This is a genomic window from Aeromonas sp. R7-5 (assembly GCF_040908015.1).
GTDB lineage: Bacteria > Pseudomonadota > Gammaproteobacteria > Enterobacterales > Aeromonadaceae > Aeromonas > Aeromonas caviae.
Genome location: NZ_JBFOCZ010000027.1, coordinates 76370 through 102461, shown reverse-complemented (window position 1 = coordinate 102461; position 26092 = coordinate 76370). Strand labels below are relative to the sequence as shown.

At 60.9% G+C, this 26092-nt stretch carries 21 protein-coding genes and 4 tRNA genes; 15 read left to right on the top strand and 10 right to left on the bottom strand.

From position 1 onward, the window contains the following. Window positions 1-34: 34 nt before the first annotated feature. Complete coding sequence (locus AB5Y53_RS11580) at window positions 35-505, bottom strand: DUF6314 family protein (protein WP_368182087.1); 471 nt, start codon at window positions 503-505, stop codon at window positions 35-37. Between the two features lie 42 nt (window positions 506-547). Between AB5Y53_RS11580 and AB5Y53_RS11575 the strand changes: the two genes are divergently transcribed. Then, a complete protein-coding gene (locus tag AB5Y53_RS11575) occupies window positions 548-1402 on the top strand; it encodes a carboxylate/amino acid/amine transporter (protein ID WP_368182066.1) in 855 nt (284 codons plus the stop codon). Window positions 1403-1465: 63 nt separating this feature from the next. On the opposite strand, the gene AB5Y53_RS11570 is transcribed toward AB5Y53_RS11575, so the two are convergent. Next, the gene (locus AB5Y53_RS11570; RefSeq protein ID WP_368182064.1) at window positions 1466-2329 is read right to left on the bottom strand and encodes a GGDEF domain-containing protein; all 864 of its coding nucleotides are present in this window, start codon (window positions 2327-2329) and stop codon (window positions 1466-1468) included. Between the two features lie 170 nt (window positions 2330-2499). Next, window positions 2500-3213 (bottom strand): 3-deoxy-D-manno-octulosonic acid kinase, encoded by a 714-nt coding sequence (locus tag AB5Y53_RS11565; RefSeq protein WP_010672321.1) that lies wholly within the window; start codon window positions 3211-3213, stop codon window positions 2500-2502. Between the two features lie 138 nt (window positions 3214-3351). Here AB5Y53_RS11565 and AB5Y53_RS11560 point away from each other — a divergent pair, with 138 nt between their 5' ends. The 7 genes from AB5Y53_RS11560 to AB5Y53_RS11530 all read left to right on the top strand — a co-directional run bounded on the left by AB5Y53_RS11560 (window position 3352) and on the right by AB5Y53_RS11530 (window position 10731). After that, entirely contained in the window at window positions 3352-4452 is a 1101-nt protein-coding gene (locus AB5Y53_RS11560) for a glycosyltransferase family 9 protein (RefSeq protein ID WP_043153783.1), read from the top strand. A gap of 256 nt (window positions 4453-4708) precedes the next feature. Beyond that, window positions 4709-5335, top strand: coding sequence for a guanylate kinase (gene gmk / locus AB5Y53_RS11555; RefSeq protein ID WP_368182062.1), 627 nt, complete (start codon window positions 4709-4711; stop codon window positions 5333-5335). A gap of 79 nt (window positions 5336-5414) precedes the next feature. After that, on the top strand, window positions 5415-5690 hold the full coding sequence (gene rpoZ / locus AB5Y53_RS11550) for a DNA-directed RNA polymerase subunit omega (protein ID WP_005307060.1): 276 nt from the start codon (window positions 5415-5417) through the stop codon (window positions 5688-5690). A 135-nt stretch (window positions 5691-5825) separates the two neighbouring features. After that, on the top strand, window positions 5826-7943 hold the full coding sequence (gene spoT / locus AB5Y53_RS11545; protein WP_039040667.1) for a bifunctional GTP diphosphokinase/guanosine-3',5'-bis pyrophosphate 3'-pyrophosphohydrolase: 2118 nt from the start codon (window positions 5826-5828) through the stop codon (window positions 7941-7943). Between the two features lie 107 nt (window positions 7944-8050). Beyond that, on the top strand, window positions 8051-8794 hold the full coding sequence (trmH, locus tag AB5Y53_RS11540; RefSeq protein WP_201889022.1) for a tRNA (guanosine(18)-2'-O)-methyltransferase TrmH: 744 nt from the start codon (window positions 8051-8053) through the stop codon (window positions 8792-8794). Then, window positions 8784-9824 carry an alpha/beta fold hydrolase gene (locus AB5Y53_RS11535; protein WP_368182060.1) on the top strand — a complete coding sequence of 347 codons (1041 nt, stop codon included), beginning with the start codon at window positions 8784-8786 and terminating at the stop codon, window positions 9822-9824. The genes trmH and AB5Y53_RS11535 overlap by 11 nt, the downstream gene beginning before the upstream one ends. A gap of 103 nt (window positions 9825-9927) precedes the next feature. Next, window positions 9928-10731, top strand: coding sequence for a Cof-type HAD-IIB family hydrolase (locus AB5Y53_RS11530; RefSeq protein WP_368182059.1), 804 nt, complete (start codon window positions 9928-9930; stop codon window positions 10729-10731). Window positions 10732-10801: 70 nt separating this feature from the next. Here the strand turns inward: AB5Y53_RS11530 and AB5Y53_RS11525 are convergent, their stop codons facing one another. The 5 genes from AB5Y53_RS11525 to AB5Y53_RS11505 all read right to left on the bottom strand — a co-directional run bounded on the left by AB5Y53_RS11525 (window position 10802) and on the right by AB5Y53_RS11505 (window position 11936). Continuing rightward, complete coding sequence (locus AB5Y53_RS11525; protein WP_368182058.1) at window positions 10802-11320, bottom strand: ricin-type beta-trefoil lectin domain protein; 519 nt, start codon at window positions 11318-11320, stop codon at window positions 10802-10804. A gap of 171 nt (window positions 11321-11491) precedes the next feature. Next, window positions 11492-11568, bottom strand: a tRNA-Pro gene (locus AB5Y53_RS11520). Window positions 11569-11627: 59 nt separating this feature from the next. Further along, window positions 11628-11713: transfer RNA gene (locus AB5Y53_RS11515), tRNA-Leu, on the bottom strand. Between the two features lie 20 nt (window positions 11714-11733). Beyond that, a tRNA-His gene (locus AB5Y53_RS11510) sits at window positions 11734-11809 on the bottom strand. Between the two features lie 50 nt (window positions 11810-11859). Next, window positions 11860-11936: transfer RNA gene (locus AB5Y53_RS11505), tRNA-Arg, on the bottom strand. A gap of 263 nt (window positions 11937-12199) precedes the next feature. Between AB5Y53_RS11505 and AB5Y53_RS11500 the strand changes: the two genes are divergently transcribed. The 5 genes from AB5Y53_RS11500 to gorA all read left to right on the top strand — a co-directional run bounded on the left by AB5Y53_RS11500 (window position 12200) and on the right by gorA (window position 20494). Next, window positions 12200-12790 carry a TetR/AcrR family transcriptional regulator gene (locus AB5Y53_RS11500; protein ID WP_010672311.1) on the top strand — a complete coding sequence of 197 codons (591 nt, stop codon included), beginning with the start codon at window positions 12200-12202 and terminating at the stop codon, window positions 12788-12790. Continuing rightward, the gene (locus AB5Y53_RS11495) at window positions 12787-13893 is read left to right on the top strand and encodes an efflux RND transporter periplasmic adaptor subunit (protein WP_039040661.1); all 1107 of its coding nucleotides are present in this window, start codon (window positions 12787-12789) and stop codon (window positions 13891-13893) included. The genes AB5Y53_RS11500 and AB5Y53_RS11495 overlap by 4 nt, the downstream gene beginning before the upstream one ends. Window positions 13894-13908: 15 nt before the next feature. Then, complete coding sequence (locus AB5Y53_RS11490) at window positions 13909-16989, top strand: multidrug efflux RND transporter permease subunit (protein WP_039040660.1); 3081 nt, start codon at window positions 13909-13911, stop codon at window positions 16987-16989. A gap of 120 nt (window positions 16990-17109) precedes the next feature. Then, window positions 17110-19068, top strand: coding sequence for an ATP-binding protein (locus AB5Y53_RS11485; protein WP_113978752.1), 1959 nt, complete (start codon window positions 17110-17112; stop codon window positions 19066-19068). A 76-nt stretch (window positions 19069-19144) separates the two neighbouring features. Next, the gene (gene gorA, locus AB5Y53_RS11480; protein ID WP_368182057.1) at window positions 19145-20494 is read left to right on the top strand and encodes a glutathione-disulfide reductase; all 1350 of its coding nucleotides are present in this window, start codon (window positions 19145-19147) and stop codon (window positions 20492-20494) included. 231 nt (window positions 20495-20725) lie between these two features. On the opposite strand, the gene AB5Y53_RS11475 is transcribed toward gorA, so the two are convergent. Beyond that, a complete protein-coding gene (locus AB5Y53_RS11475; protein ID WP_069651590.1) occupies window positions 20726-21514 on the bottom strand; it encodes an SDR family oxidoreductase in 789 nt (262 codons plus the stop codon). Window positions 21515-21566: 52 nt separating this feature from the next. Further along, window positions 21567-23528: an alpha/beta fold hydrolase gene (locus AB5Y53_RS11470; RefSeq protein ID WP_368182056.1), complete on the bottom strand. Its 1962-nt coding sequence runs from the start codon at window positions 23526-23528 to the stop codon at window positions 21567-21569. Window positions 23529-23631: 103 nt separating this feature from the next. Here AB5Y53_RS11470 and AB5Y53_RS11465 point away from each other — a divergent pair, with 103 nt between their 5' ends. Further along, the gene (locus tag AB5Y53_RS11465) at window positions 23632-24075 is read left to right on the top strand and encodes a winged helix-turn-helix transcriptional regulator (protein ID WP_368182054.1); all 444 of its coding nucleotides are present in this window, start codon (window positions 23632-23634) and stop codon (window positions 24073-24075) included. A gap of 326 nt (window positions 24076-24401) precedes the next feature. Then, window positions 24402-26084 (top strand): potassium-transporting ATPase subunit KdpA, encoded by a 1683-nt coding sequence (gene kdpA / locus AB5Y53_RS11460; RefSeq protein WP_042066478.1) that lies wholly within the window; start codon window positions 24402-24404, stop codon window positions 26082-26084. Window positions 26085-26092: the final 8 nt, after the last annotated feature.

The window sequence follows — 26092 nt, the reverse complement described above, 5'->3', positions numbered from 1 at the left end:
TTGTCCCCTCTACCGGCGCCCTGCGCCGGTTTTTTTATCTCTGCGCCTCTGGTCCGTAGCGATAACTCAACCGCTCGTTCTTGCGCGGCCCCGTTATCTGCCAGGTGAGCAGGAAACCCTCGCCGGTTTCGGTCAGCTCGGCGCTGTAGTGATCCTGCCCGCACCGGTGAGGCTCGGCCGTGACCCAGTGCCCGTCCCCCCGGGGCAACAGCTCGAACAGCATCACCGGCTGCTCGTAGCGCAGGTGGGAGAGCATGATCCCCCGTGCGGTGCGCTGCCACCAGAAGCGGTTGTGCATGGTCAGCTCCCGGCCATGGGGCGTGGTGTAGCGACCCGTCTCGGCATACAGCCACCCCCCATGGTGATCGGTCACCACCACGGCACCCTCCCCGCGACCGCACCAGTCGGTGGCGGATCCGACCCCATTGCTCGCCTCGAAGGCAAATGCTCCGATCTGTGACAACCCTTCCCATAAACGCTGGATCGCGCCTTCCAACTCGGCCATCATAGCGCCCTCCAAATTGACAACTGACGACAATTCAATCACATGAACTACTTGATAGGGGTTACCCTGCTCTGGTCCTTCTCCTTCAGCCTGATCGGGGTCTACCTTGCCGGTCAGGTGGATGCCTACTTCTCGGTACTGACCCGCATCGTGCTCGCCAGCCTGGTGTTTCTGCCCTTCCTGCGCCGTCGCTGGCTGCGCCCCGATCTGGTGGCCAAGCTGATGGCCCTCGGTGCCATCCAGCTCGGCATCATGTATCTCTTCTACTACCACTCCTTCCTGCTCTTGACGGTACCGGAAGTGCTGGTGTTCACCATCTTCACCCCCATCTATGTCACCCTGATCCACGACCTGCTGGAAGGGCGCTTCAAGCCTGTCTATCTGTGGGGGGCCTTGCTGGCGGTACTGGGGGCGGCCGTCATCCGTTTCGACGGCCTGACCGAAAGCTATGTACTGGGATTCCTAGTGGTGCAGGGTGCCAACGTCTGCTTCGCCCTGGGCCAGGTAGGCTACAAGGTGCTGCTGGCCCGGGAGGCTGAGCAGCCGTCCCAGCTGGCGGTGTTCGGCTGCTTCTATCTGGGCGCCCTGGTGATCGCCCTGCCCGCCTGGTGGCTGCTGGGCAAACCTCAATATCCCGCCAGCTCCCTGCAATGGGGCATCCTCTTCTGGCTGGGGGTCGGGGCATCCGGGCTCGGCTACTTCCTGTGGAACAAGGGGGCGACCCTGGTCAGCAGCGGCGTGCTGGCCATCATGAACAACGCCCTGATCCCCGCTGGTCTGCTGGTCAATCTGGTGCTCTGGGGAAAGGATACCGACCTGCTCAGGCTCGGTCTGGGCGCCCTGCTGATGCTGGCTTCCCTCTGGGTCTGCCAGCGTCAGCAGGTCAGTGAGCGCTGACTGAAAACCATTGACGCTGATGGGTCCATCGGCGTCAATGGGTTCGCGGACAGTGACTGGCCGTCAGCCGACCACGGCGTTGTGTTCCCGCTTCGCCTGACCGTGGCAGGAGGCCAACCGGGCCAGCAGGTGATCGAGCTGCTCGGCACTCTGGCTCTGCACCAGGCCGATGCTCACGGTCACCGGGCGCTGGGGCAGCAGGCTGGCGTCGGCGATCTCGAGACGCAGCCGCTCGGCAATCTCCAGGCCGCTCAACCGATCGGTCTGGGAGAGCATCAGGATGAAGCCGTCTTCGTCCCAACGGGCGAAGGGATCTTCCCGGCGCAGCTCGCGGCGCACGATGCGGGCCAGCTTGGCCAGCATGGCGTCGCAGGCCGCCTCCCCGAACAACTGCAGGATCTTGCTGCGGTGATCCACGCTGAACTGCAGCAGACAGAAACTGCCGCTCTCGCTGGCCAGCCGTTCATCCAGCAACAGCTCGAAGTGGCTGCGGCTCTCGAGGCCGGTGAGGGGATCCGTGTCGTGGCGATCCTCCAGGGGCGCCATGGCGGCATCCAGATGGCGAACCACCCCCAGCAGTTCACCCCCTTCGTCGCGACGGACCCGCTCCTCCAGCCGGATGTAATGGCCCTGATGGTGCAGGATGCGGTACTCGAGTCGAAGCCCGTTGCTGTGCCCTTGCTGGCAGGCCTCCAGGGCCTCTGCCAGCCGGGGAGCATCATCCGGATGTACCCGATCCAGCCAGCCGAGATCCCCCAGTTCGCTCCCCTCCAGACCCAGCAGTTGCAGACAGGAAGGGTCCCGCCTCAGACCCTGCCCGGCCGACCAGGTCCAGATCCCGGCCTCCAACATCGCCATGGCCTGTGCCATCAGCGTCACCTCAAGGGGAGTGGTGACCTCAACCCTGGGAGTTTCATACCTTTCCATCACGCGCCTCGAAACCGGATCTGAATATCTGTCCAAGCAATCACACTCAATAAGTAACATTGGTGCTGGCGCCGAGCAACCGCGCCAGCATCGCTGGCCTCGCACCTCTCGCCCCCGGTGGTCCGCCATCAGCGGCCTGCCAGCCTCCAGCTACGAAGTGGAACCCGACGTCACGCCACCTTGCCCTGATAGCCTGCCATCAGCGCCTGCCAGTTCTCCGGCACGAAGTGGAAGCTGGTGTGCAGTTGCGACTCCTTGTTGAAGGAGCGCAACAACCGCTCCAGGTTGGCCTGCTGCCAGTTGCCGGGGGAGCGGATGGCTCCTTTGTCGAAGTCGATCACCCACACCTTGCCCTCCTTGTCGAGCAGCAGGTTGTGGCTGTTGAGATCCGCATGATAGACCCCTGCATCGTGCAACTGGCGCACCGTTTTGCCTATCTTGTGCCACACCTCACCGGCGATCGGCCCCTGCTTGAGCAGGGCCACCAGATCCTTGGCGCCGCGAATGCGTTCGATCAGGATGTCGGCACGATAGAAGGGCCCCTGCTTGACCATGCGGGCCGCAAAGGGGCGCGGCACCGGCAGCCCCTGTTCACTCAGGGTCGCCAGCAGACGATATTCAGCCATGGCTCGACTGCTCTCCACCCCCTCAAACCAGAACCGGTCACGCACCAGCTTGCCCACCATGCCGCCACGGTAGTAGTGACGCAGCACCAAGTGGCGGGATTCATCCTTCACGAACCAGGTCACCCCGCGGCCGATGGAAGAGCCCACCACCTGGCGATGGGTCTGCCACCAGACAGGATCGAACAAGGCAGGGGAAGGATCGCGGAAGACTCCGTCGGCATACCAGCAGACCTGGTTGTGGGTGGTGTGTGTCAGCATGATGAGAATTCCGGTCGATAGTGGGTGCAGGGCATCCATTCAGAAAGCCGTGCCGGTCGGGCAACCGGCGCAATTTTACAATCCACAGGGGAGTTTGCATAATGCCATCCATCCATTTTGCCATCGTTGCGCCACATCATGCCGCTGTTCCAAACGCCGCCCTCCTCCATCTGCATCCTGCGGCTCTCCGCCATCGGAGATTGCTGCCACGCGCTGGCGCTGGTGCGCGTCATCCAGCGGGAGTGGCCCCAGACCCGCATCACCTGGATCACCGGCAAGATTGAGGCGACCCTGTTCGCCGATCTGCCCGGGGTCGAGGTCATTCCCTTCGACAAGAGCAAGGGGTGGCGCGGCTATCGCGATCTCTGGCAGACCCTCAAGGGGCGCAGGTTCGATGCCCTGCTCCACCTGCAGGCCGCCATGCGCGCCAGCATCGCCACCCTCGGCATCAAGGCCAAGGTCAAACTCGGGTTTGATCGGGAGCGCGCCAGCGACGGTCAGTGGTTGTTCACCAACCATCGGGTCCCCTCACCCGCCTCCCCCCACGTGCTGGACGGCTTTCTCGCCTTCGCCAAAGAGCTCGGGATAAAAGATCTGACCCCGGACTGGCAACTGCCCATCAGCGCCGAGCACCAGGCCTGGGCGAAGGAGAAAATTGGCGGCAAGCCGACCCTGCTCATCTGCGCCGCTGCCAGCAAGGCATTCAAGAATTGGACTGCCGCCGGCTACGCCGCGCTGGCGGATCACGCCGCAGACAAGGGCTTTCAGGTCTATCTGTGCGGCGGACCGGCCAGGCTGGAGCGGGATCTCGCCGCCGAGATCCAGCGCCTCAGCCAGAGCAAGCCGGCAGATTTGGTGGGGCAGACCAGCCTCAAGCAATTGCTGGCGCTGATTGGCGAGGCGAGCCTGGTGCTGGCCCCGGATACCGGCCCTGCCCACATGGCCACCCTGGTGGGGACACCCGTGATCGGCCTCTACGCCCACCACAACCCGGAGCGTACCGGCCCCTATCTGTGCCGGGATTATCTGGTCAGCGTCTATCAGGAGCTGATTGAGCAGGAGACCGGCAAGCCGCTGGCCGAGCTCGGCTGGCGCACCCGCCTCAAGGATCCGGACGCCATGGCCAAGATAAGCCGCGAGCGGGTCATCGCCGCCTTCGACCGCCTCTGTACCGACAAGCATCTTCTACCGACCCAGGGCAACTCGGAAATTCCGAGCCCTGGCGCAGGGATAATCTGATGGCCCGGCCCCGGCTCCGTGGGCAGAATGGCCCTCTATGCGGGTAACGCCCGCACAGCAAGCTACGGATATTTTGATCGGCTGGAATATGATTCCGGCCGTTTTTTTATCCGCCCCCATCTGCTAACATTCGCCGCCTTTACATCCTCCTGACTCTGATTCCTCCGCGCATTGCGAGCAACCGTCTCCCTTATCGGGCACAAGACGGCGGCCTCTGCTACAACCAAAGCGCGGATCATCGCTTAAAGGTACAGACATGGCGCAACAAGGCACTCTCTATATCATCTCTTCCCCGAGCGGGGCCGGTAAGTCCAGCCTGCTCAATGCCTTGCTGACCCAGCACAACGCCGCCGGCAAGATGCAGCTGTCGGTCTCCCATACCACCCGCGCCACCCGTCCCGGTGAAGAGCACGGGGTGCACTACCACTTCGTCAAGGTGGAAGAGTTCAAGGCGCTGATCGAGCGCGGTGACTTTCTGGAGTGGGCAGAAGTCTTCGGCAACTACTACGGCACTTCCCGCGCCGCCATCGAGGCCTGTCTGGCGCAGGGCATCGACGTCTTCCTCGACATCGACTGGCAGGGCGCCCGCCAGATCCGCCAACAGATGCCGACCAAGTCCATCTTCATCCTGCCTCCCAGCCGCGAGGAGCTGGAGCGCCGCCTGATCGGCCGCGGCCAGGACAGCGCCGAGGTGATCAAGGGCCGGATGGAGAAAGCCATTGCCGAAATGGTGCACTATGACGAGTATGACTATGTCATCATCAATGAAGACTTTGAGCTGGCACTGTTCCAACTCAGGGCCGTCATCGAGTGCCAGCGCCTGGAAATGCGTCAGCAACAGCAGGCCCAGCAAAACTTGCTGAAACAGCTACTGGCAGAGTAAGCCAAAAACAAGTAAACTTTTGCGTCATTTTTAAACACTGCTTTTTCAATCACAGAAAGCCCAAACACTGGAGTCCCGCATGGCCCGCGTTACTGTAGAAGATGCTGTAAAACAGGTAGGTAACCGTTTTGACCTGGTGCTGGTCGCCGCGCGCCGCGCTCGTCAAATCGCGGTACAAGGCAAGGATCCCCTGGTCGACGAAGAGAACGACAAGCCGACCGTGATCGCCCTGCGCGAGATCGAACTGGGTCTGGTCAACAACCAGGTGATGGATACTCAGGACCGCTACGAGCAGCAAGAGCAGGAAGCCGCCGAGCTGGCTGCTGTTGCTGCCATCGCAGAAGGTCGCGGCTAAGTCAGTCGCTTCCCATAGTCGGCGCCCGCCCGGGTGCCGGCTGTTCTCCCCATTTACAACCGCTCGAAAACCTCGCAAACTCGAGGGCATACCCTCAATTTCACGGATTGCCGTTTAACCGCTGCGGGGACTGTCTTGTATTTATTTGAAAATCTTAAAGAAATAGCCAGTTCCTACCTGCCACCCGAGCAGGTTGAGAAGCTCAGGCAAGCCTATGTGGTAGCCCGTGATGCTCACCAGGGACAGATGCGTTCCAGTGGTGAACCCTACATCACTCATCCCGTTGCCGTGGCCCGCATCCTGGGCGACATGCGCCTCGATCACGAGACCCTGATGGCTGCCGTGCTGCACGACGTCATCGAAGATACCCCTGTCACCAAGGACGATCTTGCCGAGCAGTTTGGCAACGCCGTCGCCGAGCTGGTCTCCGGTGTCTCCAAGCTCGACAAGCTGAAGTTCCGCGATCGCAAGGAAGCCCAGGTCGAGAACTTCCGCAAGATGATGATGGCCATGACCCAGGACATCCGGGTCATCCTGATCAAGCTGGCCGACCGCACTCACAACATGCGTACCCTCGGCTCCTTGCGACCGGACAAGCGCCGCCGCATCGCCCGGGAAACCCTCGAGATTTTCGCCCCCATCGCCAACCGCCTCGGTATTCACACCATGAAGAACGAGCTGGAAGAGCTCGGCTTCGAGGCGCTCTACCCCATGCGCTCCCGGGTACTGCGGGAATCGGTACGCCGCGCCCGTGGCAACCGGCGCGAGATCATCGACTCCATCCAGAGCGAGATTGAGGGGCGTCTGCGGGAAGCCGGTATCGATGCCCAGGTAAGCGGACGCGAGAAGAACCTGTTCTCCATCTACAACAAGATGGAGAAGAAAGAACTGCAATTCCACGAAGTGATGGATATCTATGCTTTCAGAGTGAGAGTGAAAGACATAGACACCTGCTACCGGGTGCTTGGGCAGATGCACAGCCTCTACAAGCCTCGCCCCGGTCGCTTCAAGGACTACATCGCCATCCCCAAGACCAACGGCTACCAGTCCCTGCACACCTCCCTGGTGGGGCCCCACGGGGTACCGGTGGAGGTGCAGATCCGCACCGAGTTCATGGACCAGATGGCCGACAAGGGCGTCGCCGCCCACTGGGCCTACAAGCAGGATGGGGACAGCTCGGGCACCACGGCCCAGATCCGCGCCCAGCGCTGGATGCAGAGCCTGCTGGAGCTGCAACAGAGCGCCGGCAGCTCCTTCGAGTTCATCGAGGGAGTCAAGACCGACCTCTTCCCCGACGAGATCTACGTCTTCACACCGGAGGGCCGCATCATGGAGCTGCCCGCCGGCGCCACCCCGGTGGACTTCGCCTACACGGTGCACACCGACATCGGTCATGCCTGCGTCGGTTCGCGGGTCGACCGCCACCCCTATCCGCTGAGCAGCCCGCTGCACTCCGGTCAGACGGTGGAGATCATCACGGCCCCCGGCGCCCGCCCGAACGCGGCCTGGCTCAACTTCGTGGTGACCACCAAGGCGCGCTCCAAGATCCGTCAGTTCCTGAAGAACCTGCGCACCGAAGAGTCTGTGGTGCTGGGTCGTCGCCTGCTCAACCATGCGCTGGGCGCCAAGAACATCGAAGACATCCCGGAAGCCCGCGTCAAGCAGGTGCTGGCCGACACCAAACACGAGAACCTGCAGGGGCTGCTGGCCGACGTGGGCCTTGGCAACGCCATGAGCGTCATGGTGGCCCGCCGCATGCTGGGGGATGAGCTGCCGCCGGAAGAGCAGCCCAAATCCACCAGCAAGAAGATGCCGATCAAGGGTGCCGACGGCATGCTGGTCACCTTCGCCAACTGCTGCCGCCCCATCCCGGGGGACGCCATCATCGCCCACATCAGCCCGGGCAAGGGACTGGTGATCCACCAGGAGTCCTGCCGCAACATCAAGGGCTACAGCCGCGAACCGGACAAATACCTGCCGGTGCAGTGGGAGGTGGACAAGGAGCAGGAGCAGGAATTCCGCACCGGCATCAGCATCGAGATCGTCAACCACCAGGGCGCCCTGGCGGAGCTGGCCAACGTGATTGCCGCCACCGGCGCCAACATCCACGCCATCAGCACCGAGGAGAAAGATGGCCGGGTCTATGTGGTCACCCTGCTCATCACCACCAAGAGCCGGATCCACCTCGCCAACATCATGCGCAAGATCCGGGTCATGCCCAACGTGCTCAGGGTGAGCCGACAGAAAAACTGAACACAGGCGGCGCAAGCCGCCTGCTGCTTTTCAAGAGATACCCAGGGCCCCATGCCGCAGGCCACCAGCCTTGTTGCATGCACCGGCCTCACGACATAGAAACCGACATGACTCCTGAACGCTTCAAACGCATTTCCGACATGCTGGCCCAGCGCCAGCTCGACCTGACCGTCTGCATGGAAGAGGTTCATAAACCTCACAACCTGGCCGCCATCGTGCGCACCGCCGATGCCATCGGTATCCACCGGGTGCACGCAGTCTGGCCCAAGAGCTGGATCCACAAGCGCAAGGGCACCGCCCGCGGCAGCCAGAACTGGGTGGACGTGAAGCTGCACCCGGACATCGGCAGCGCGGTGGCCGAACTCAAGGCCTCCGGCATGCAGATCCTGGCGACCCACCTCTCCGACAGCTCGGTGGACTTTCGCGCCATCGACTACACCAGACCCACCGCCATCCTGGTGGGCCAGGAGAAGCACGGCATCGGCGAAGAGGCGCTGGCCCTGGCCGATCACCATATCGTCATCCCCATGGTGGGCATGGTGCAGTCCCTCAACGTCTCGGTGGCCGCCGCCGCCATCCTCTACGAGGCCCAGCGCCAGCGCGAGCTGGCCGGCTGCTATCAGCGCGGCTGCCCACTCACGCCCGAAGAACAGAACACCATCTTGTTCGAGGGGGGCTATCCCGTCTATGCACAGCTCTGCAAGGAGAAAGAGATGCCCTACCCCCAGCTCGGTCCGGCCGGCGAGATCCTGGCGGACGAACGCTGGTGGCAGCAGATGCAGCTGACGCGCAAGGGCTGGGCCGCCCAGCAATCGGATGATCCTTCGGAAGAGTACACTGATGAAGCTTAACCACCTGCCCCTGCTGGCCCTGACCCTATTTTCTGCCGGAGCCCTTGCCGTGAGCAATCCTTACCAGCTGACCACTGAAGCTGACGTCCCCGCCCTCTATCAGCAGACCCTGCCCGACTTCTGGCGCCAGCATGCCGTCGAGGGGGAGTTCAAGGGCAAGGACGGGGTCACCCTCCGCTATGCCGCCCTGCGCCAGCCCAAGATCGATCGCGCCATCCTCATCGTCAACGGCCGGGTCGAGAGCTACCTCAAGTATCAGGAGCTGGCCTGGGATCTCTGGCGCCAGGGTTACAGCCTCTACCTCATCGATCATCGCGGCCAGGGAATGTCAGACCGCATGCTGGCCGACAAAGAGAAGGGGTATGTCGACCAGTTCGACGACTATGTCGCCGATCTCAAACAGTTTCATGACGAAGTGATTGTACCGGACAAGCCTGCCAAGCTGTTCCTGCTGGCCCACTCCATGGGGGGGGCCATCTCGGCCCGCTATCTGGAACGCTGGCCGAACGACATCCAGGCGGCGGTGCTCTCCTCCCCCATGATGGGCATCAACCTCGGCGGCCTGCCAAAGTGGCTGGCCAAGGGGTTGGCGGCCACCATCGGCACGGTCGGCGGCTGGGTGGGCGAGCCCCCTTACGGCCCGGGTCAGGGACCCTATGAGGATCACGGCTTTGCCGACAACGAGCTGACCCACAGCACGGCGCGTTATCAGGCCTTCCGCCAGATCTACGAGCAGCATCCCCAGGTCAGGCTGGGGGGCGCCACCGCCCACTGGATCCATCAGGCCATCACAGGGTCGGACTCGTCCGTAGCCGACGCCGGCGCCATCAAGACGCCGCTGCTGCTGCTGCAGGCCGGCGAGGACAGCGTGGTAGACAACACCGCCCAGGAGGCCTTCTGCGCCAAGGCCCAATGTGAAGGGGGCAAGCCGTTGCGCATCGACGGGGCCTGGCACGAGCTCTTCATCGAGGCGGATCCCCAGCGCCACACCGCGCTCAATGCAACCCTGGCCTTCTTCGCGCGCTACTGACGCAACCAGAAGGGGCTGGTTATTTTTTGGATCCCTAAATAAATGGGGTGACGGCAGACGCTGGGGTACACTCCCCCGGCGTTCAATTGAAGTCGAGGTAATGATGTTCAAGGTAGTTGTGTCCGATCTCGATGGTACCCTGCTCAACGGGCAGCACCAGATCTCCTCCCGCACCCGGGATACCCTGCACCGTCTGGTCGATCAGGGCGTCAAGTTCGTGGTCGCCACCGGCCGTCACCATGTGGATGTACGCAGCATCCGCGATGCACTGGGGCTGGATATCTACCTCATTACCTCCAACGGCGCCGTGGTACACGACAAGCAGGATCAGCTGGTCTACAACCAGGCGCTGCCGAGCACGGTGGCGGCCGAGCTGATCGCCATGGAACGCGATCCGTCCATACACATAAACGTCTACTACGGCGACGAGTGGCTGGTTGAAGAGGAGCTGCCCTGGTTGCTGCAGTTCCATCACGACTCCGGCTTCAGCTACCGCCTGGCGGATCTGGCCAACCACCCGAAGGACAGGATCAACAAGGTGTTCTACATCGGCGACCACGACAAGCTGCTGAAGATAGAGGCGCACCTCAACCAGCAATATGGTGATCGGATCAACGTCACCTTCTCCCTGCCTGACTGCCTCGAGGTGATGCACGCCGGCGTGCACAAGGGCAATGCCGTGCGCGCCGTGCTGGAGCAGCACGGGCTGGAGATGTCCCAGGCCGTGGCCTTCGGCGATGGCATGAACGACTTCGAGATGCTGAGCATGGTGGGCCGTGGCGTGGTCATGGGCAACGCCCACGATCGCCTCAAACAGGCCCTGCCAGAGCACGAACAGACCCTCACTTCCGATGAAGATGGCGTTGCCGTCTATCTGGAGAAACTGTTCACCTCCCAGACCCGCTGATACGGTACCCCCGTCGCGGATAGAAAAAGGGTGGCCACATGGGCCACCCTTTTTGCTTCTCGCCCTCTTGTCACCACGCCAGAGCCGGGCGCACCAGACGGTTCAACAGCGTGCCGGATGGCGTCCACTCAAAGCTCTGGTTGGCGCCGCCATAGCATTCGGCGAGGCGCAGGGGGACGGCGGGCTTGTGACGGCGACCCGCCACATCCAGGCACAGTGACACCTGCCGATTGAACAGACGATCCCCCTGCCACAGCCATTGATGGCTCTCCTCCCGGCACGCCTCCATCCCCAGACCATCCTCCCCTTTGGCGACCAGGCAATCCTCGGCCAGTTGCAGGGCACCGACATCCCAGCTGAATGACTGGTTCGATTGCTGATCGCAGGGCTGAGTCAGCAGACGGCCCTGCTCGCTCAGGGTCACGCAGAAGCCACCACTGGTCACCAAGGTGGCCTCGAGTTCGGCCTTTGGCGTGGGGGCGGCGCCCATCAGAAGATCTTCCGGTTTCGGCTGCAGGGCGCAACCACCCAGCAGCAGTGCGGCCATGGCCAGCACGGAGAGTTGAAGAGAAGTGATATGGTGATGCATAGGCCTTGTATCTGGTCCGTGCCCGAGCGTCCCCTGTCTCGCGGCTCCGGGCCCCAGCATAGCGAACTCGTGGCGAACAGGCGCCTGAAGAAGTGTAAAAAGACGTGACAGGAAAAAGCGGAAGAGAAACGCCAAAAAGCAAAAACCCCGCCTGAGCGGGGTTTTCAAATGTGGTCGGTGATAAAGGATTCGAACCTTTGACCCTCTGGTCCCAAACCAGATGCGCTACCGGGCTGCGCTAATCACCGAGGGGGTATTCCAAAAACACAAAGATGACCATCTGGTCATCCTCGTCATACAGCAAGTATGGTGCGAAGAGAGGGACTCGAACCCTCACACCCGGGGGGCACTAACACCTGAAGCTAGCGCGTCTACCAATTCCGCCACCTTCGCGTACCTGACAAGCTGTAAAATGGGGTGGCTGATGGGGCTCGAACCCACGACAACCGGAATCACAATCCGGGACTCTACCAACTGAGCTACAGCCACCACAGCTGTTTTCGTTCTTCAACACGCCCGTTTAACCGGCGCACTTTTGATGGTGCGCCCGACAGGATTCGAACCTGTGACCTCTGCCTCCGGAGGGCAGCGCTCTATCCAGCTGAGCTACGGGCGCTACGCTGTCGAACGGGGCGCATTATTGATGATGATGCCGACCTTGTCTACTCTTTTTTTGACACAAAGAATCAAGTGCCTGTTTTTCAATCACTTCCGACCCTTTTCAACTATTTTTGTTTTGTTCAGGCTGGATCCAGCAATTCCCCACTACTTTTTGAATCCCTCACCCCATAGGGTCAGAGATGATGGGCAATGCTTGACTTGCCTTTGCGCCCACCTAGAATGAATGAACGTTCATTCAGTCGTTGACCTCTGATAACCATGGATAAGAAAGAACGCATTTTCGAAGCAGCTCACGAGATCCTCGGCGAGCAGGGCTTCTACGGCCTTTCCATTGCCGTGGTCGCCAAGAAAGCCAAGGTGGCGGCAGGCACCATCTATCGCTATTTCAGCGACAAGGATGATCTGATCCGCCAGCTCTATCAGCACACTATCCTCAAGTGTCATCCTCTGGTCATGGAAGGTGTGCAGATAGAAGAGGTGTCCTATAAGCAGTATCGGCGCCTCTGGCTCAACATCGATGCCATCTTCACCAGCTACCCCAATGCACTCAAGTGCAAATTGCAGTACGAAAGTTCTCCATTGGGGGCTGAATTGGAGCGGGATCCGGTCATAATGGCGACGTGGGCGCCACTTGAGCGCTTCTTTGAGCAAGGACGCCAACAGGGACTCTTCATCGATCTCCCCATTCTGGTGTTGCAAGCATTGAGTCTGGATTGCGTGGCCAACCTGGCACAGCAGCGCCGGGTTCACGATTTCGAATTGACGCAGGAACAGCTGGAGACGGTCATCCGGGCCAGCTGGAATGCCATTTTAAACCCTAATGTTTCCATCACAGGAGCCTGTTCATGAAAAAGTGGATGGCCATCATGTTGCTGATAGCACTCGCCCTGTTTGGCAGTGTCATCGGCTTCAATATGTTCAAGCAGAAGAAGATTGCAGAGTTCATGGCCAATCGGCCCGAGCCCGAGTTCCCGGTCACCGCCATGGTCACCAAGGCGCAGGACTGGGTCCCCACCATTGAAGCCATCGGCTTCATCGAGCCGAACCAGGGGGTCACCCTCTCCAGCGAGCTGTCAGGCACCATCGACAGCATCCGGTTCGAATCGGGGGCACATGTCAAAGCGGATCAACTGCTGCTGAGCCTGGACTCCAGTGTGGAAAAAGCCAATCTGAACTCCTCCCAGGCCAGGCTGCCGGCAGCCAGGGCCAAGTTCGAGCGCTACAAGAACCTCTATCAGAAGAACTCCATCTCCCGGGACCAGCTGGATGATGCCGAGGCAAGCTACCGCTCCCTGGAGGCGGACATCGACAGTCTGAAGGCCACCATCGCCCGTCGTGAGGTGCGAGCCCCCTTCAGCGGCGCCGTGGGCCTGCGCAACGTCTTCCTCGGCCAGTATCTGGAACCGGGTACCCAGATTGTGCGCCTCGAAGACACCAGCGTGATGCGCCTGCGCTTCACCGTGCCCCAGACCGACATCTCCAAAATCACCCTGGGACAGACCATCAAGATCAACGTGGATGCCTATCCCCAGACCCAGTTTGACGGCCAGATCACGGCCATCGAGCCCGCGGTCAACTATCAGAGCGGCCTGATCCAGGTGCAGGCAGACATCCCGAACAACGACGGCCAGCTCCGTTCCGGCATGTTCGCCCGCGCCAGCATCATACTACCCACGGTGAAGGACCAGATCGTGATCCCGCAGTCCGCCATCTCCTTCACCCTCTATGGCGAGAACGTCTACGTCATTCACGAGGCTGACGGCGTGAAACGCGCCAAGCAGGTGGTGGTCAAGGCAGGTGAGCGTCGCGGCAACGATGTCCATGTGCTGTCCGGCATCAAGGCTGGCGATCAAATCGTGCTGTCGGGTCAGGTTCGCCTGAGCAACGATACCAAGGTGCACGTGGTCGAGAACGATGCCCTTGCCGTTCCGGCACAAACCCCGATGCTGTAAGCGCGGAGAGCTGCGATGCGATTTACTGACATATTCATAAAACGGCCTGTGCTGGCGATCTCGCTCAGCTTCCTGATAGCCCTGCTGGGCTTCCAGGCCATCTTCAAGATGCAGGTGCGTGAATACCCCGAGGTGATCAACACCGTCATCACGGTCAACACCAGCTACTATGGCGCCAGTGCGGACCTGATCCAGGGCTTCATCACCCAGCCCCTGGAGCAGGCGGTCGCCCAGGCCGACAACATCGACTTCATGACCTCCTCGAGCCAGTTGGGCAGTTCCACGGTGACGGCGTACATGAAGCTCAACACCGATCCGAACGCCGCGCTGTCCGACATCCTGGCCAAGGTCAACTCGGTGCGTTCCCAGTTGCCCAAAGAGGCGGAAGACCCTTCGGTCACCTCCTCCACCGGCTCCACCACGGCGGTGCTCTACATGGGCTTCACCAGCCCGGAGCTCAACTCCAGCCAGATCACCGACTACCTGGAGCGGGTCATCAAGCCCCAGCTGTTTACCGTGGGCGGGGTCTCCAAGGTGGATCTGTATGGCGGGGTCGAATTCGCCCTGCGGGTGTGGCTGGATCCGGCCAAGATGGCCGCCTTTGACCTGACCTCAAGCGACGTGATGACGGTGCTCAACAGCAACAACTATCAGTCCGCGACTGGCCAGGCCACCGGCTATTTCACCCTGTTCAACGGCAACGCCGAGACCCAGGTCGGCAACATCGAAGAGCTCAAGCGTCTGGTGGTCGCCACCCGCGACAGCAAGGTGATCCGTCTCTCCGACATCGCCAAGGTCTCCCTGGAGAAGAGCCACGACATCTATCGCGCCAGCGCCAACGGCCGCGAGGCCGTAGTTCTGGCCATCAACGCAGCCCCGACAGCCAACCCCATCAACATCGCCCACGATGTGCTGGAGCTGCTGCCGAGCCTGAAGCGCAACATGCCGAGCACCATGCAGGTGAACGTCCTGTATGACTCCACCATCGCCATCAACGAATCCATCCACGAGGTCATCAAGACCATACTGGAGGCGGCCGCCATCGTACTGGTGGTGATCACCCTGTTCCTCGGTTCGTTCCGGGCGGTCATCATCCCCATCATCACCATTCCCCTGAGCCTCATCGGCGTGGTGATGATGATGGACATGTTCGGCTTCTCCATAAACCTCATGACCCTGCTGGCGATGGTGCTGGCCATCGGTCTGGTGGTGGATGACGCCATCGTGGTGCTGGAGAACGTCGACCGTCACATCAAGGAAGGGGAAGAGCCGTTCCGGGCCGCCATCATAGGTACCCGGGAGATCGCCGTGCCCGTCATCGCCATGACGGTCACCCTGGCGGCGGTGTATGCGCCCATCGCCCTGATGGGGGGCATCACCGGCTCCCTGTTCAAGGAGTTCGCGCTGACCCTGGCGGGCGCCGTGTTCGTCTCGGGCATCATCGCCCTGACCCTGTCGCCCATGATGTGCGCCAAGATGCTCAGGGCCAACGAGGAGCCCGGCAAGTTCGAACGTACCGTGCACGATCTGCTGGACCGGATGACGGCCCGCTACGACGCCATGCTCCATGCCGTGATGCAAAAGCGCATCGTGGTCATCCTGTTTGCCGTCATCGTGTTCGCCAGCCTGCCGCTGCTGTTCAAGTTCATTCCGAGCGAGCTGGCCCCGTCCGAGGACAAAGGCGTCATGGCGGTGCTGGGGACGGCACCTTCCAACGCCAACCTGGACTACATCGAAAACACCATGGCGGACGTGAACAAAGTCCTGGACGACCAGCCGGAGATCGCTTACTCCCAGGTCTTCTCAGGGGTGTTCAACTCCAACCAGGCATTCGGTATCGCCTCCATGGTGCCATGGAGCCAGCGTGAAGCGAGCCAGAAAGAGGTGCTGGATCGGGTTGCCGGTCTGGTGAAGGACATCCCCGGGATGGCCATCACCACCTTCCAGTTCCCGGAACTGCCGGGGGCCTCGAGCGGTCTGCCCATCCAGTTCGTCATCACCACCCCGAACAGCTTCGAGAGCCTGTTCCTGATCGCGGGTGAGATGCTGGCGGCAACCCAGGCCAACGGCCAGTTCGTCTATTCGGATCTCGATCTGAACTACGACTCGGCCACCATGAAGATCAGCATCGACAAGGACAAGGCGGGTGCCTACGGCATCACCATGCAGGACATCGGCATCACCATGGGCACCATGATGGCGGACGGTTACGTCAACCGTATCGACCTGGATGGCCGCTCCTACGAGGTGATCCCGCAGGTGGAGCGCAAGTTCCGTCTCAACCCCGAGTCCATCAAGGGGTACTACGTGCGTGCCGCCGACGGCAAGTCGATCCCGCTGGGCAGCCTGATCAAGATTGAAGTGAAGGGAGAGCCCCGTGCCCTGCCCCACTTCAACCAGCTGAACTCCGCCACCATCGGCGCCGTGCCGGCACCGGGCGTGGCCATGGGGGATGCGATCAACTGGTTCAAGGCGACCGCGGAAGAGAAGCTGCCCCAAGGCTATCGTTACGACTTCATGGGTGAAGCCCGCCAGTTCGTGACCGAAGGGAATGCGCTCTACGCCACCTTCGCCCTGGCCCTGGCCATCATCTTCCTGGTGCTGGCGATCCAGTTCGAATCCGTGCGTGACCCGCTGGTCATCATGGTGTCGGTGCCGCTGGCCATCAGTGGCGCGCTGATCGCCCTGGCGTGGGGCATGGCCACCATGAACATCTACTCCCAGGTCGGTCTCATCACCCTCGTCGGTCTGATTACCAAGCACGGTATTCTGATCTGCGAGGTGGCGAAGGAGGAGCAGCTGCTCCATGGTCTGAACCGGATGCAAGCCGTGATGCAGGCTGCCAAGGTCCGTCTGCGCCCCATCCTGATGACCACGGCGGCGATGATCGCAGGCCTTATCCCGCTGCTCTATGCCTCGGGTGCGGGGGCGGCACAGCGCTTCAGCATCGGCATCGTCATCGTGGCGGGTCTGGCCATCGGCACCCTGTTCACCCTGTTCGTGCTGCCGGTCATCTACACCTTCCTGGCATCCGAACACAAGCCGCTGCCGGAATTCGACGAATCCATCCCGGCAAAAGCCAAGGGCGGTCACTGATCCCAGCCCACACAAATAAGGCCCCGAAAGGGGCCTTATTTTTATCCATTGGATGACACACGACATAAGTCCATGAAGCAGTTAAACTAAACCGCACTCAATCCAGACCGCAAGGACGCCATGTCAGGAATCTTCTCCAAGGCCGTCGGCCTTAACGGACTCTCTTATCGTCTGCTTTCCTACATTCTGATCTGCAGTACGGTGCTGGCACTGCTCATCACCGTGCTTCAGCTCGCCTGGGACTACAACAAGGATGTGACCGTCATCGAGGCCAGCATCGGCCAGATCGAGGCCTCCTTCCTGCAACCCATCTCGGCCAGTCTCTGGAATCTGGATGAAGAGCAGGTGAAGGTGCAGATCGAGGGCATCATGAACCTGCCCAACATGCAGTTCGTCATGGTCAAGGAGATGCTGGGCAATTCGGAAGTGCCCCTGCTCACCCAGGGGGTGGAGCAGCCCCAATACGACATCTCCCGCGAGTTCACCCTGAGCTATCAGGGGGAAGTGGTCGGCAAGCTGTTCGTCGCCGCCTCCCTGGAGCAGGTCTACCAGCGCCTCATCGAGAAATCCGTGCTGATCCTGGTCAGCCAGACCATCAAGACCCTGGTCGTCTCGTTCTGCATCCTGGTCATCATCTACTATCTGGTGATCCGTCATATCAACCGCATCGTCAGCTATGCCCAGAAACTGAGCCTGGATCGCCTCGCGGTGGAGCTGACCCTGGAAGGTCGCCCCCTGCCCCGCAAATCCCCTGACGAATTCGATACCCTGGCCGCCACCCTCAACCAGATGCGCACCCGGCTGAACGACGAGTTCACGGCCCGCCATCAGGCCGCCGATCAGCTCCAGCAGGAGCGGGACTTCTCCGCCACCCTGATCAACTCCGCCAACATGGTCATCTGCTGCATGGAGCCGGATCTCAACATCGCCAGCATCAACCCGGCGGCCATCCTGCTGACCGGCTATCACCACCAGGAGCTGTTGCAGCACAACTGGCTGGATCTCTTCGTCAGCAAGGAGCAGCGTGACGAGCTGGCCGCCACCCTGGCCGAGCAGGGCGCCCTGGAGGACAGGGAGATCACCATGCACGACCAGCAGGGCAACGAGCTGGTACTGCAGTGGACCTTCGCTCCCTTCTACGAGGGGCCCAACCTCAAGTACCTGATCGGCTTTGGTTATGACATCACCCCCCTCAAAAAGGTGGAGCGGGAGATCACCCTGTTCAACGAGCAGCTGGAAGGCAAGGTGGCGGAACGCACCCGCAGCCTGAGCGATGCCAACGACCAGCTGGGCAAGGCCTATGACGATCTCAAGCAGGCCCAGCAGACCCTGGTGGAGTCGGAGAAAATGGCCTCCCTCGGTTCCCTGGTTGCCGGCGTGGCCCACGAGATCAACACCCCCATCGGCATCAGCGTCACCGCCTCCTCCTACCTGCAGGAGCGTGTGGCCGACTTCAAGCAGCATATCGAGGCCAAGCAGCTCTCCCGCTCCTACCTCAACGAATTCACCCAGAATCTCGACGAGTCGATGCAACTGCTGCAAGGCAACCTGAGACGCGCCTCCGAACTCATCGCCAGCTTCAAACAGGTAGCGGTCGATCAGTCCTCCGAGGCCCGCTACAACTTCAGCCTCGCCGACAACCTGCATCAGGTGGTGGTCTCCCTCGGCTACAAGCTCAAGAAGGCCCAGTGCGAGGTGGACATCCAGTGCGATCCCAAGCTGAGCATCTACTCCTTCCCGGGCAGCTTCACCCAGATCTATTCCAACCTGATCCTCAACTCCATCCATCACGGTTTCGATGGCTGGGACAGGCCCAGAAAGATCACCATCCAGGTGGCGCAGCAGGGAGACGAGCTGGTCATCGACTACAGTGACAACGGCCGCGGCATCCCCCCGGAGATATTGCCGCGCATCTTCGATCCCTTCGTCACCTCCAAGCGGGGCCAGGGTGGCAGCGGGCTCGGCACCCATATCATCTACAACCTGGTGGTCCAGCTGCTGCGTGGCCGCATCCACTGCGCCAGCGAACCGGGCCAGGGTGCCCAGTTCCACATTCGTCTGCCCATCCAGCAGAACTGAGCACCGGCTCTTGTGGGCCGGCCGCTTTGTCCCCATCATGCTGTGACTGCATTCTTAACGAGCGGAGAACCTCGCAATGGCACAGCATTTTGACTACATCGCCATCGGTGGCGGCAGCGGCGGCATCGCCTCGGCCAACCGGGCAGCCATGTACGGCAAGAAAGTCGCCCTGATCGAAGCCAAAGAGCTGGGTGGCACCTGCGTCAACGTCGGCTGCGTACCGAAGAAGGCCATGTGGTATGCAGGCCAGATCGCCGATGCACTGAAATATGGCGCCGACTACGGCTTCGACACCACGCTCAACCACTTCAGCTGGGCCAGACTGGTCGAATCCCGTCAGGCCTATATCGGGCGCATTCACCAGTCCTACCAGAACGTGCTGGGCAAGAACCAGATCACTGTCATCAAGGGCTTCGCCCGCTTCGTCGACAGCCATACCGTCGAGGTGAACGGCGAGCACTTCAGCGCCGATCACATCCTGATTGCCACCGGCGGCCGCCCCGAGGTCCCGACCATTCCGGGCGCCGAACTGGGTATCGACTCCGACGGTTTCTTCGACCTGCAAAGCCAGCCCAAACGGGTTGCCGTGGTGGGTGCCGGCTATATCGCCGTGGAGATCGCAGGCGTGATGCAGGCACTTGGCTCCGAGACCCATCTGGTGGTGCGCAAGCATGCGCCGCTGCGCAACTTCGACCCCATGATCCACGAGACCCTGGTGGAGATCATGGCGCAGGAAGGGCCCAAGCTGCACACCCACGCCATTCCCAAGGCCGTCATCAAGAACGCAGACGACAGCCTGACCCTGCAACTGGAAGATGGTCGCCACCTCACCGTGGACTGCCTCATCTGGGCCATCGGTCGCGTGCCTGCCACCGACAACCTCAATCTGGCTGCCACCGGCATCACCCTAGACGAGAAGGGCTTCATCCCCACCGACAAGTTCCAGAACACCGCCGTCGCCAACCTTTATGCCGTCGGTGACAACACCGGCCGCATCCAGCTCACCCCGGTGGCTGTCGCGGCAGGCCGCCGCCTCTCGGAGCGGCTGTTCAACAACAAGCCGGGTGAGCACCTCAATTACGATCTGGTGCCGACTGTGGTGTTCAGCCACCCGCCCATCGGCACCATCGGCCTGACCGAGCCGGAAGCCATCGCCGAATACGGTGAAGATCAGGTGAAGGTCTACCGCAGCCAGTTCACCGCCATGTATTCGGCGCTGACCCAGCATCGCCAGCCCACCCGGATGAAACTGGTCTGCGTCGGGCCGGAAGAGAAGGTGGTCGGCCTGCACGGCATCGGCTTCGCCATGGACGAAATCCTGCAAGGCTTCGGCGTCGCCATGAAGATGGGCGCCACCAAGGCGGACTTCGACAACTGCGTCGCCATCCATCCGACCAGCGCGGAAGAGTTTGTGACCATGCGCTAGCAGCACAGAAAGCAGGCCTGATCCTCATCAGGCCTGCTTCAATAACTGCGTGCTCCTAACATCCCACCAATACAAGAGAGTTTGTCACCATGTGACAAGCAAGCCTTGGCTCAAGTCGGTCACCATCAGGTCTCTTTGCATATTGCAATCGAACAGTACCGTCCTGCTACGACGACGGCCCGATTAGATGGATGAGGAACATATTTCCTCACGTTGCGTTCAAATGTGGCCTTAACCCTGTGTTTGATATCGCTCGGCGGCATGGGCTTGGCGAAGATCCGACATCAGCCCTTGACGTGCCTCATCCAGAACGGTCCAGCGTTCGGCGACATGAAGCGGCGGAATCGTCACCAACTCGCGGCGGTCGAACCCGACCAGTGCGGCATCAACCAGCTCACCTACCTCCATCACCTCGGGGAGAGTGTTGACATCCACGCCTGCATGCTCCCAGATTTCAGTGCGGGTTGCTGCTGGTAGTACCGCTTGCACGTAAACCCCCTGAGGCGAGAGTTCATGGGCCAGCCCCTGTGACAAAAACAGCACATAGGCTTTGGTCGCACCGTAGATTGAGACACCGAACTCGGGAGAAAACCCCACTACTGAACCAATGTTGACGATGCTCCCCGTACCGGATTGTGCAAGGCGCGGTGCGATCGCTGCGGCGAGCCGCGTCAATGCAGTGATGTTCAGTGCGATCTGGGTTTCGATTGCCTCGGGAGATTGATCCAGAAAACGTCCGGATTGCGGCATGCCTGCATTATTAATGAGGATGCCGATCTGAGTGTCACTCCTCAGCCGATCTTCCAGTATCGGCAAGTCCACAGGGTTGGTCAGGTCAGCCTGCAGCACCTCAACGGCTATCTGATGTTGCTCACGCAGGCGCATGGCCAGTACATCCAGGCGCGACTTGTTGCGCGCAACAAGAACAAGATCGTGGCCGCGACGAGCAAAACGTTCGGCATAGGTGGCACCGATACCGCTGGAGGCGCCGGTGATAAAGACGGTCGGAAGTGTGGTCATGAATTGTTCCTCGATAAGGATGGTGTGGGTAAACGAACCACCATGGCTACGTTCACATCTTTATATTGACGACGACCTTGCCCCTGGCGTGTCCCTGAGCAAGGTATTCAAGCGCCTCTTTGGCCTGGTCGAACGGGAAGACCTTGTCGATGATCGGCTTGATCCGTTGCGTCTCAAGCAGCTCGCCGATTTCGGTGAGCTGCTCTCCATCGGGACGCACAAACAGGAACGAGTAGGCGACATCTCGCTTTTTCGCCCGCGACCTGATTTTTCTGCTCATCAACCCGAACAGGAGCCGCAGCACGATATTCAGGCCTCTGGTACGAGCAAATGGGGCATCCAGCGGGCCGGTGAGGGAGATAATCTTGCTGCCCGGCTTGAGGATATCGATGGCTTTTTCGGTCGCATCTCCCCTGACGGTCCCCAGTACGGCGTCGTAGCCGTGCAGTTGGTCCTCAAATGCCTGCCGCTTGTAATCGACCACCTCATCGGCCCCCAGCTCGCGTACCAGCGCGATATTGCCGTTGCTGACCGTAGTGCCCACTCGTGCGCCCAACTGCTTGGCCAGCTGGATAGCAAAGGTGCCGATGCCACCGGATCCGGCAGGGATAAACACCTTTTGGCCAGCCTGCAGATTGGCGCGCTCCTTCAGCGCTTGCCATGAGGTGAGCCCGACCATCGGGATCGAGGCGGCTTGCACGAAATCCAGATTGGCTGGTTTCAACGCCGCTGCGTGCTCAGGCACCACCGCAAATTCGGCCAGCGATCCGTTACCGCGATCGAAAATACTGGCGAAGACGGCATCCCCCGGTTTGAAACGGGTCACCTGACTGCCAACCTCGGTCACGACACCGGCCAGATCGCTGCCCAATGTGGCGGGAAGCTGAAAATGAAGCACCGGTTTGAACATGCCGGTCGGAATCATGTTGTCGATCGGGTTCAGGCCAGCGGCATACACCTGAACCAGCATTTCGTCCGCCTTCAGTGCGGGACGGGGAATATCCGTGAACCCGATCTCCGGCGACTTGCCATAGCGTTTGAATGTGAGTGCTTTCATGGTCAATTCATCCTTGGCAGTGCATTGGGGTCGGGTCGAATCATCCGCTAGGAACGCCAGCACCTCAGGCACAAAGGTCCGATAGTGCTGGAAGATGCCACCGTGCCCTGAGTCGGGGTAAAGCGTGAGTCGGGCATTCGGCAACCGGCGAGCCAGATCCGCAGAAAGCCTGCTGTCGACCATCAGGTCATGATCACCATTGGCCACGAACACCGGTTGAGTGATGACAGAGAGATCATCCGGCGCACTCAATCCAGCTGTCCGTATTGCCTTGAGCTGGGCATGTCTGGCCTGCAGAGTGATGGACTTGTCGCGGTCAGTCGTGCGTTCTTTCAAACGTGAGAAGTAATCCTTTGCCGCCCGCTTGCCATCCGGGGTGCGAGGAAAAAACAGGAAGTGCCGCGGATCACTCAGAGTAAGCGCCGCCTTGAGGTAAGCGCTGACGGCAATTGTATTGATCTCGTCGATACCGCCACCGCCCCTGGGCCCCGTTCCCGCAAGCACAACCCGACGCACCAGCTCCGGAGCCTGCAAGACCACCATTTGTGCCACACCACCGCCCAGCGAAAACCCGAGCAGATCGACCTGCGACAATCCCATGGCTCTAATAAAGGCGATGGCATCACGCCCCATCTCCTCGATGGTATGCGGAACCACACCACCCGAAGCGCCGACCCCGCGATTATCAAAAGCGATGACTCTGCGTTTCGCCGCGATGCCATCGATGACTCGTGGATCCCAGTCATCAAGCACCGCCATCAGATGGTGCAAAAAGATCACCGGCACATTGCTATCAGGGCCAAGCACCCGATAGGCAAAGGATGTTCCGTCAACGTCTATTGTGCGGGTCTGCGCATCTTTCCACTGTATATCACCCACCTGCCGCATTGCTGTGACTGGGTTCTGACCGGCAAGTCCCCCGGTTGTCGGGATGATACCGGTCTTGTTTTTACCCATAGCCGAGAGCTCCTTGTTGGATGGATTGTGTATCGAAGCAGTGTTACTATCAAATTGATATCAACATACTGCCAATCCATCACCAAGTCACTATCAAAATGATATGAACAAAAAAAATAGTTACGATACCCCATGTCCTATCGCGCGCAGCATCTCCATTGCTGGTGATGCATGGAGCATATTGATCCTGCGTGATGCCCATGCCGGTCTCACTCGCTTTGACCAATTCAGGAAAAGTCTGGGAATTGCACCCACGATGTTGACCCGCCGACTGGCGACGTTGACCGAAGAGGGTTTGCTGGAAAAAAGGCTTTATTCTGAACATCCCCCCCGTGAGGAGTATCTGCTGACTGCAGCCGGTCGCGATTTTCTACCGATACTCTTCATGATTGGTGAATGGGGTCGCCAATATCGGGGGGACGACAACATGACCCGTTTCTTCGATATGGAGGCCGGCACGGAAATCAAGGCCATCGTGGTCGATGAAGTGACCGGGGAAAAAATTGGGTCTCGTCCGCTGCGTGTGGTGACGCCTGATGGAAGCTGACAGGTGATTTGGCATTCACATCGCTTTCTTCCAAACCCGGCCCAGGCCGGGTTTTTTGTGCCTTGCACGTCCACCAGCCGGCAAAACCTGCCTTCTTTACGCCGATTTTACGCCAGCCAAATTGGGCTTTATGGCGCCTTTACGCCCGTTTTACATACCCTTTCAGCGTCAATGAGACCCATGGGATCGACACGGATATGCATCGATCCCTGACGCTAATTACCTCAACGGAGTCGTTATGAATTGGCTATATCTGCTGCTGGTCCTCGCCCTCGCGGGTTATCTGCTGCGCGCCCTCGCGCGTACCCATGAGTGAGGAACCGGATATGTGGCAAGAGATCATCTATCCCGTCGCGTTCGTGCTGCTGGTGCTGCTGCCGGCGCCTCTGCTTGGCAACTACCTGTATCGGGTATTTGAAGGCAAGAGTCGCTGGCTGGCCCCACTTGAGCGCGCCACCCTGGCCTGCTGCGGCACGGACGGGCGCGAGCAGGACTGGAAGTCCTACGCCCTCAGCCTGCTGGCCTTCAACGGCGCCGGCTTCGGCCTGCTGTTCCTGATCCTGCTGGCACAGGGGCTGCTGCCCCTCAACCCGCAACAGCTGCCCGGGCTGAACTGGCAACTCGCCTTCAACACCGCGGTCAGCTTCATGACCAACACCAACTGGCAGGCCTACTCCGGCGAAGCCAGCCTCTCCTACTTCAGCCAGATGGTGGGGCTCACCACCCAGAACTTCGTCTCCGCCGCCACCGGCGCTGCCGTCGCCATCGCCCTGTTTCGCGGCATCGCCCGCCAGCAAACCACTCACCTCGGCAACTTCTGGCAGGATCTGGTGCGTTTCTGTCTCTACGTGCTGCTGCCGATGGCGCTGATCCTGGCGCTGCTGCTGGTCTGGCAGGGGGTGCCCCAGAGTCTGTCGGCCTACCTGCCGTTCCACGCGCTGGAAGGCCAGGAGCAGCTGCTGCCGCTCGGCCCGGCCGCCTCCCAGATCGCCATCAAGCAGCTCGGCTCCAACGGCGGTGGCTTCTTCGGCATCAACTCGGCTCATCCGTTTGAAAACCCGACCGCCCTCTCCAACTGGCTGGAGATGGTCGCCCTGCTGACGCTGGCCGCCGCCATGGTCTGCACCCTGGGGCGTTACGTGAAGGATCTGGCCCACAGCCGCGCCATCCTCATAGCCATGACCATCATGCTGGTGCTGGGGCTCTGCCTCGCCATCGGTCAGGAGCTGAAACCGGATCCGGCCCTCGCCCACCTCACCAGCGAAGCCGGCAACTGGGAAGGCAAGGAGAGCCGCTTCGGCCCCGTGCTGTCCAGCATCTGGGAAGTGGCCACCACCGCTGCCTCCAACGGCTCGGTCAACGCCATGCACGACAGCTTCGCCCCACTCGCCGGCATGGTCGCCATGATCAACATGCTGCTGGGTGAAGTGGTGTTCGGCGGCGTCGGGGCCGGCATCTACGGCATGATGCTGTTCGTGCTGCTGACCGTGTTCCTGTGCGGCCTGATGGTGGGGCGCACCCCCACCTATCTGGGCAAGCGGCTCGGCATCACCGAGATGAAATGGGTGGTCGCCAGCATGCTGGTGATGCCGGTCGGGGTATTGGTGATCGGCGGCATTACCCTGCTGATGCCGGACTCCGCCACCGTCATCGGTCACGACGGCCCCCACGGTCTGTCACGGCTGATCTATGCCTACGCTTCGGCCGCCGGCAACAATGGCTCCGCCTTCGCCGGCTTTGCCGCCGCCGACAGCTGGCAGTGCATCGCCATCGGGCTGGCCATGCTGCTCGGCCGCTTCGGCTACATCATTCCGGTACTGGCCATCGCCGGCCAGCTGGCCCGCGCACCACGCCAGGAGACGAGCGAAGGGGACTTCCCCGTTAGCGGCCCGCTCTTCATCACCCTGCTGATCGTCACCGTGCTGCTGATGGGGGGTCTCTCCTTCCTGCCGGTGCTGGCGTTGGGCCCGGTGGCGGAACACCTGAGCCTGCTGGGAGGTGCCTTCTGATGCTGCAC

What these genes read in the sequence shown, in the direction of transcription:
- AB5Y53_RS11580 (WP_368182087.1), bottom strand. Translation starts at nt 505, where the DNA reads ATGGCCGAGTTGGAAGGCGCGATCCAGCGTTTATGGGAAGGGTTGTCA.
- AB5Y53_RS11575 (WP_368182066.1), top strand. Translation starts at nt 548, where the DNA reads ATGAACTACTTGATAGGGGTTACCCTGCTCTGGTCCTTCTCCTTCAGC.
- AB5Y53_RS11570 (WP_368182064.1), bottom strand. Translation starts at nt 2,329, where the DNA reads ATGGAAAGGTATGAAACTCCCAGGGTTGAGGTCACCACTCCCCTTGAG.
- AB5Y53_RS11565 (WP_010672321.1), bottom strand. Translation starts at nt 3,213, where the DNA reads ATGCTGACACACACCACCCACAACCAGGTCTGCTGGTATGCCGACGGA.
- AB5Y53_RS11560 (WP_043153783.1), top strand. Translation starts at nt 3,352, where the DNA reads ATGCCGCTGTTCCAAACGCCGCCCTCCTCCATCTGCATCCTGCGGCTC.
- gmk (WP_368182062.1), top strand. Translation starts at nt 4,709, where the DNA reads ATGGCGCAACAAGGCACTCTCTATATCATCTCTTCCCCGAGCGGGGCC.
- rpoZ (WP_005307060.1), top strand. Translation starts at nt 5,415, where the DNA reads ATGGCCCGCGTTACTGTAGAAGATGCTGTAAAACAGGTAGGTAACCGT.
- trmH (WP_201889022.1), top strand. Translation starts at nt 8,051, where the DNA reads ATGACTCCTGAACGCTTCAAACGCATTTCCGACATGCTGGCCCAGCGC.
- AB5Y53_RS11535 (WP_368182060.1), top strand. Translation starts at nt 8,784, where the DNA reads ATGAAGCTTAACCACCTGCCCCTGCTGGCCCTGACCCTATTTTCTGCC.
- AB5Y53_RS11530 (WP_368182059.1), top strand. Translation starts at nt 9,928, where the DNA reads ATGTTCAAGGTAGTTGTGTCCGATCTCGATGGTACCCTGCTCAACGGG.
- AB5Y53_RS11525 (WP_368182058.1), bottom strand. Translation starts at nt 11,320, where the DNA reads ATGCATCACCATATCACTTCTCTTCAACTCTCCGTGCTGGCCATGGCC.
- AB5Y53_RS11500 (WP_010672311.1), top strand. Translation starts at nt 12,200, where the DNA reads ATGGATAAGAAAGAACGCATTTTCGAAGCAGCTCACGAGATCCTCGGC.
- AB5Y53_RS11495 (WP_039040661.1), top strand. Translation starts at nt 12,787, where the DNA reads ATGAAAAAGTGGATGGCCATCATGTTGCTGATAGCACTCGCCCTGTTT.
- AB5Y53_RS11490 (WP_039040660.1), top strand. Translation starts at nt 13,909, where the DNA reads ATGCGATTTACTGACATATTCATAAAACGGCCTGTGCTGGCGATCTCG.
- AB5Y53_RS11485 (WP_113978752.1), top strand. Translation starts at nt 17,110, where the DNA reads ATGTCAGGAATCTTCTCCAAGGCCGTCGGCCTTAACGGACTCTCTTAT.
- gorA (WP_368182057.1), top strand. Translation starts at nt 19,145, where the DNA reads ATGGCACAGCATTTTGACTACATCGCCATCGGTGGCGGCAGCGGCGGC.
- AB5Y53_RS11475 (WP_069651590.1), bottom strand. Translation starts at nt 21,514, where the DNA reads ATGACCACACTTCCGACCGTCTTTATCACCGGCGCCTCCAGCGGTATC.
- AB5Y53_RS11470 (WP_368182056.1), bottom strand. Translation starts at nt 23,528, where the DNA reads ATGGGTAAAAACAAGACCGGTATCATCCCGACAACCGGGGGACTTGCC.
- AB5Y53_RS11465 (WP_368182054.1), top strand. Translation starts at nt 23,632, where the DNA reads ATGAACAAAAAAAATAGTTACGATACCCCATGTCCTATCGCGCGCAGC.
- kdpA (WP_042066478.1), top strand. Translation starts at nt 24,402, where the DNA reads ATGTGGCAAGAGATCATCTATCCCGTCGCGTTCGTGCTGCTGGTGCTG.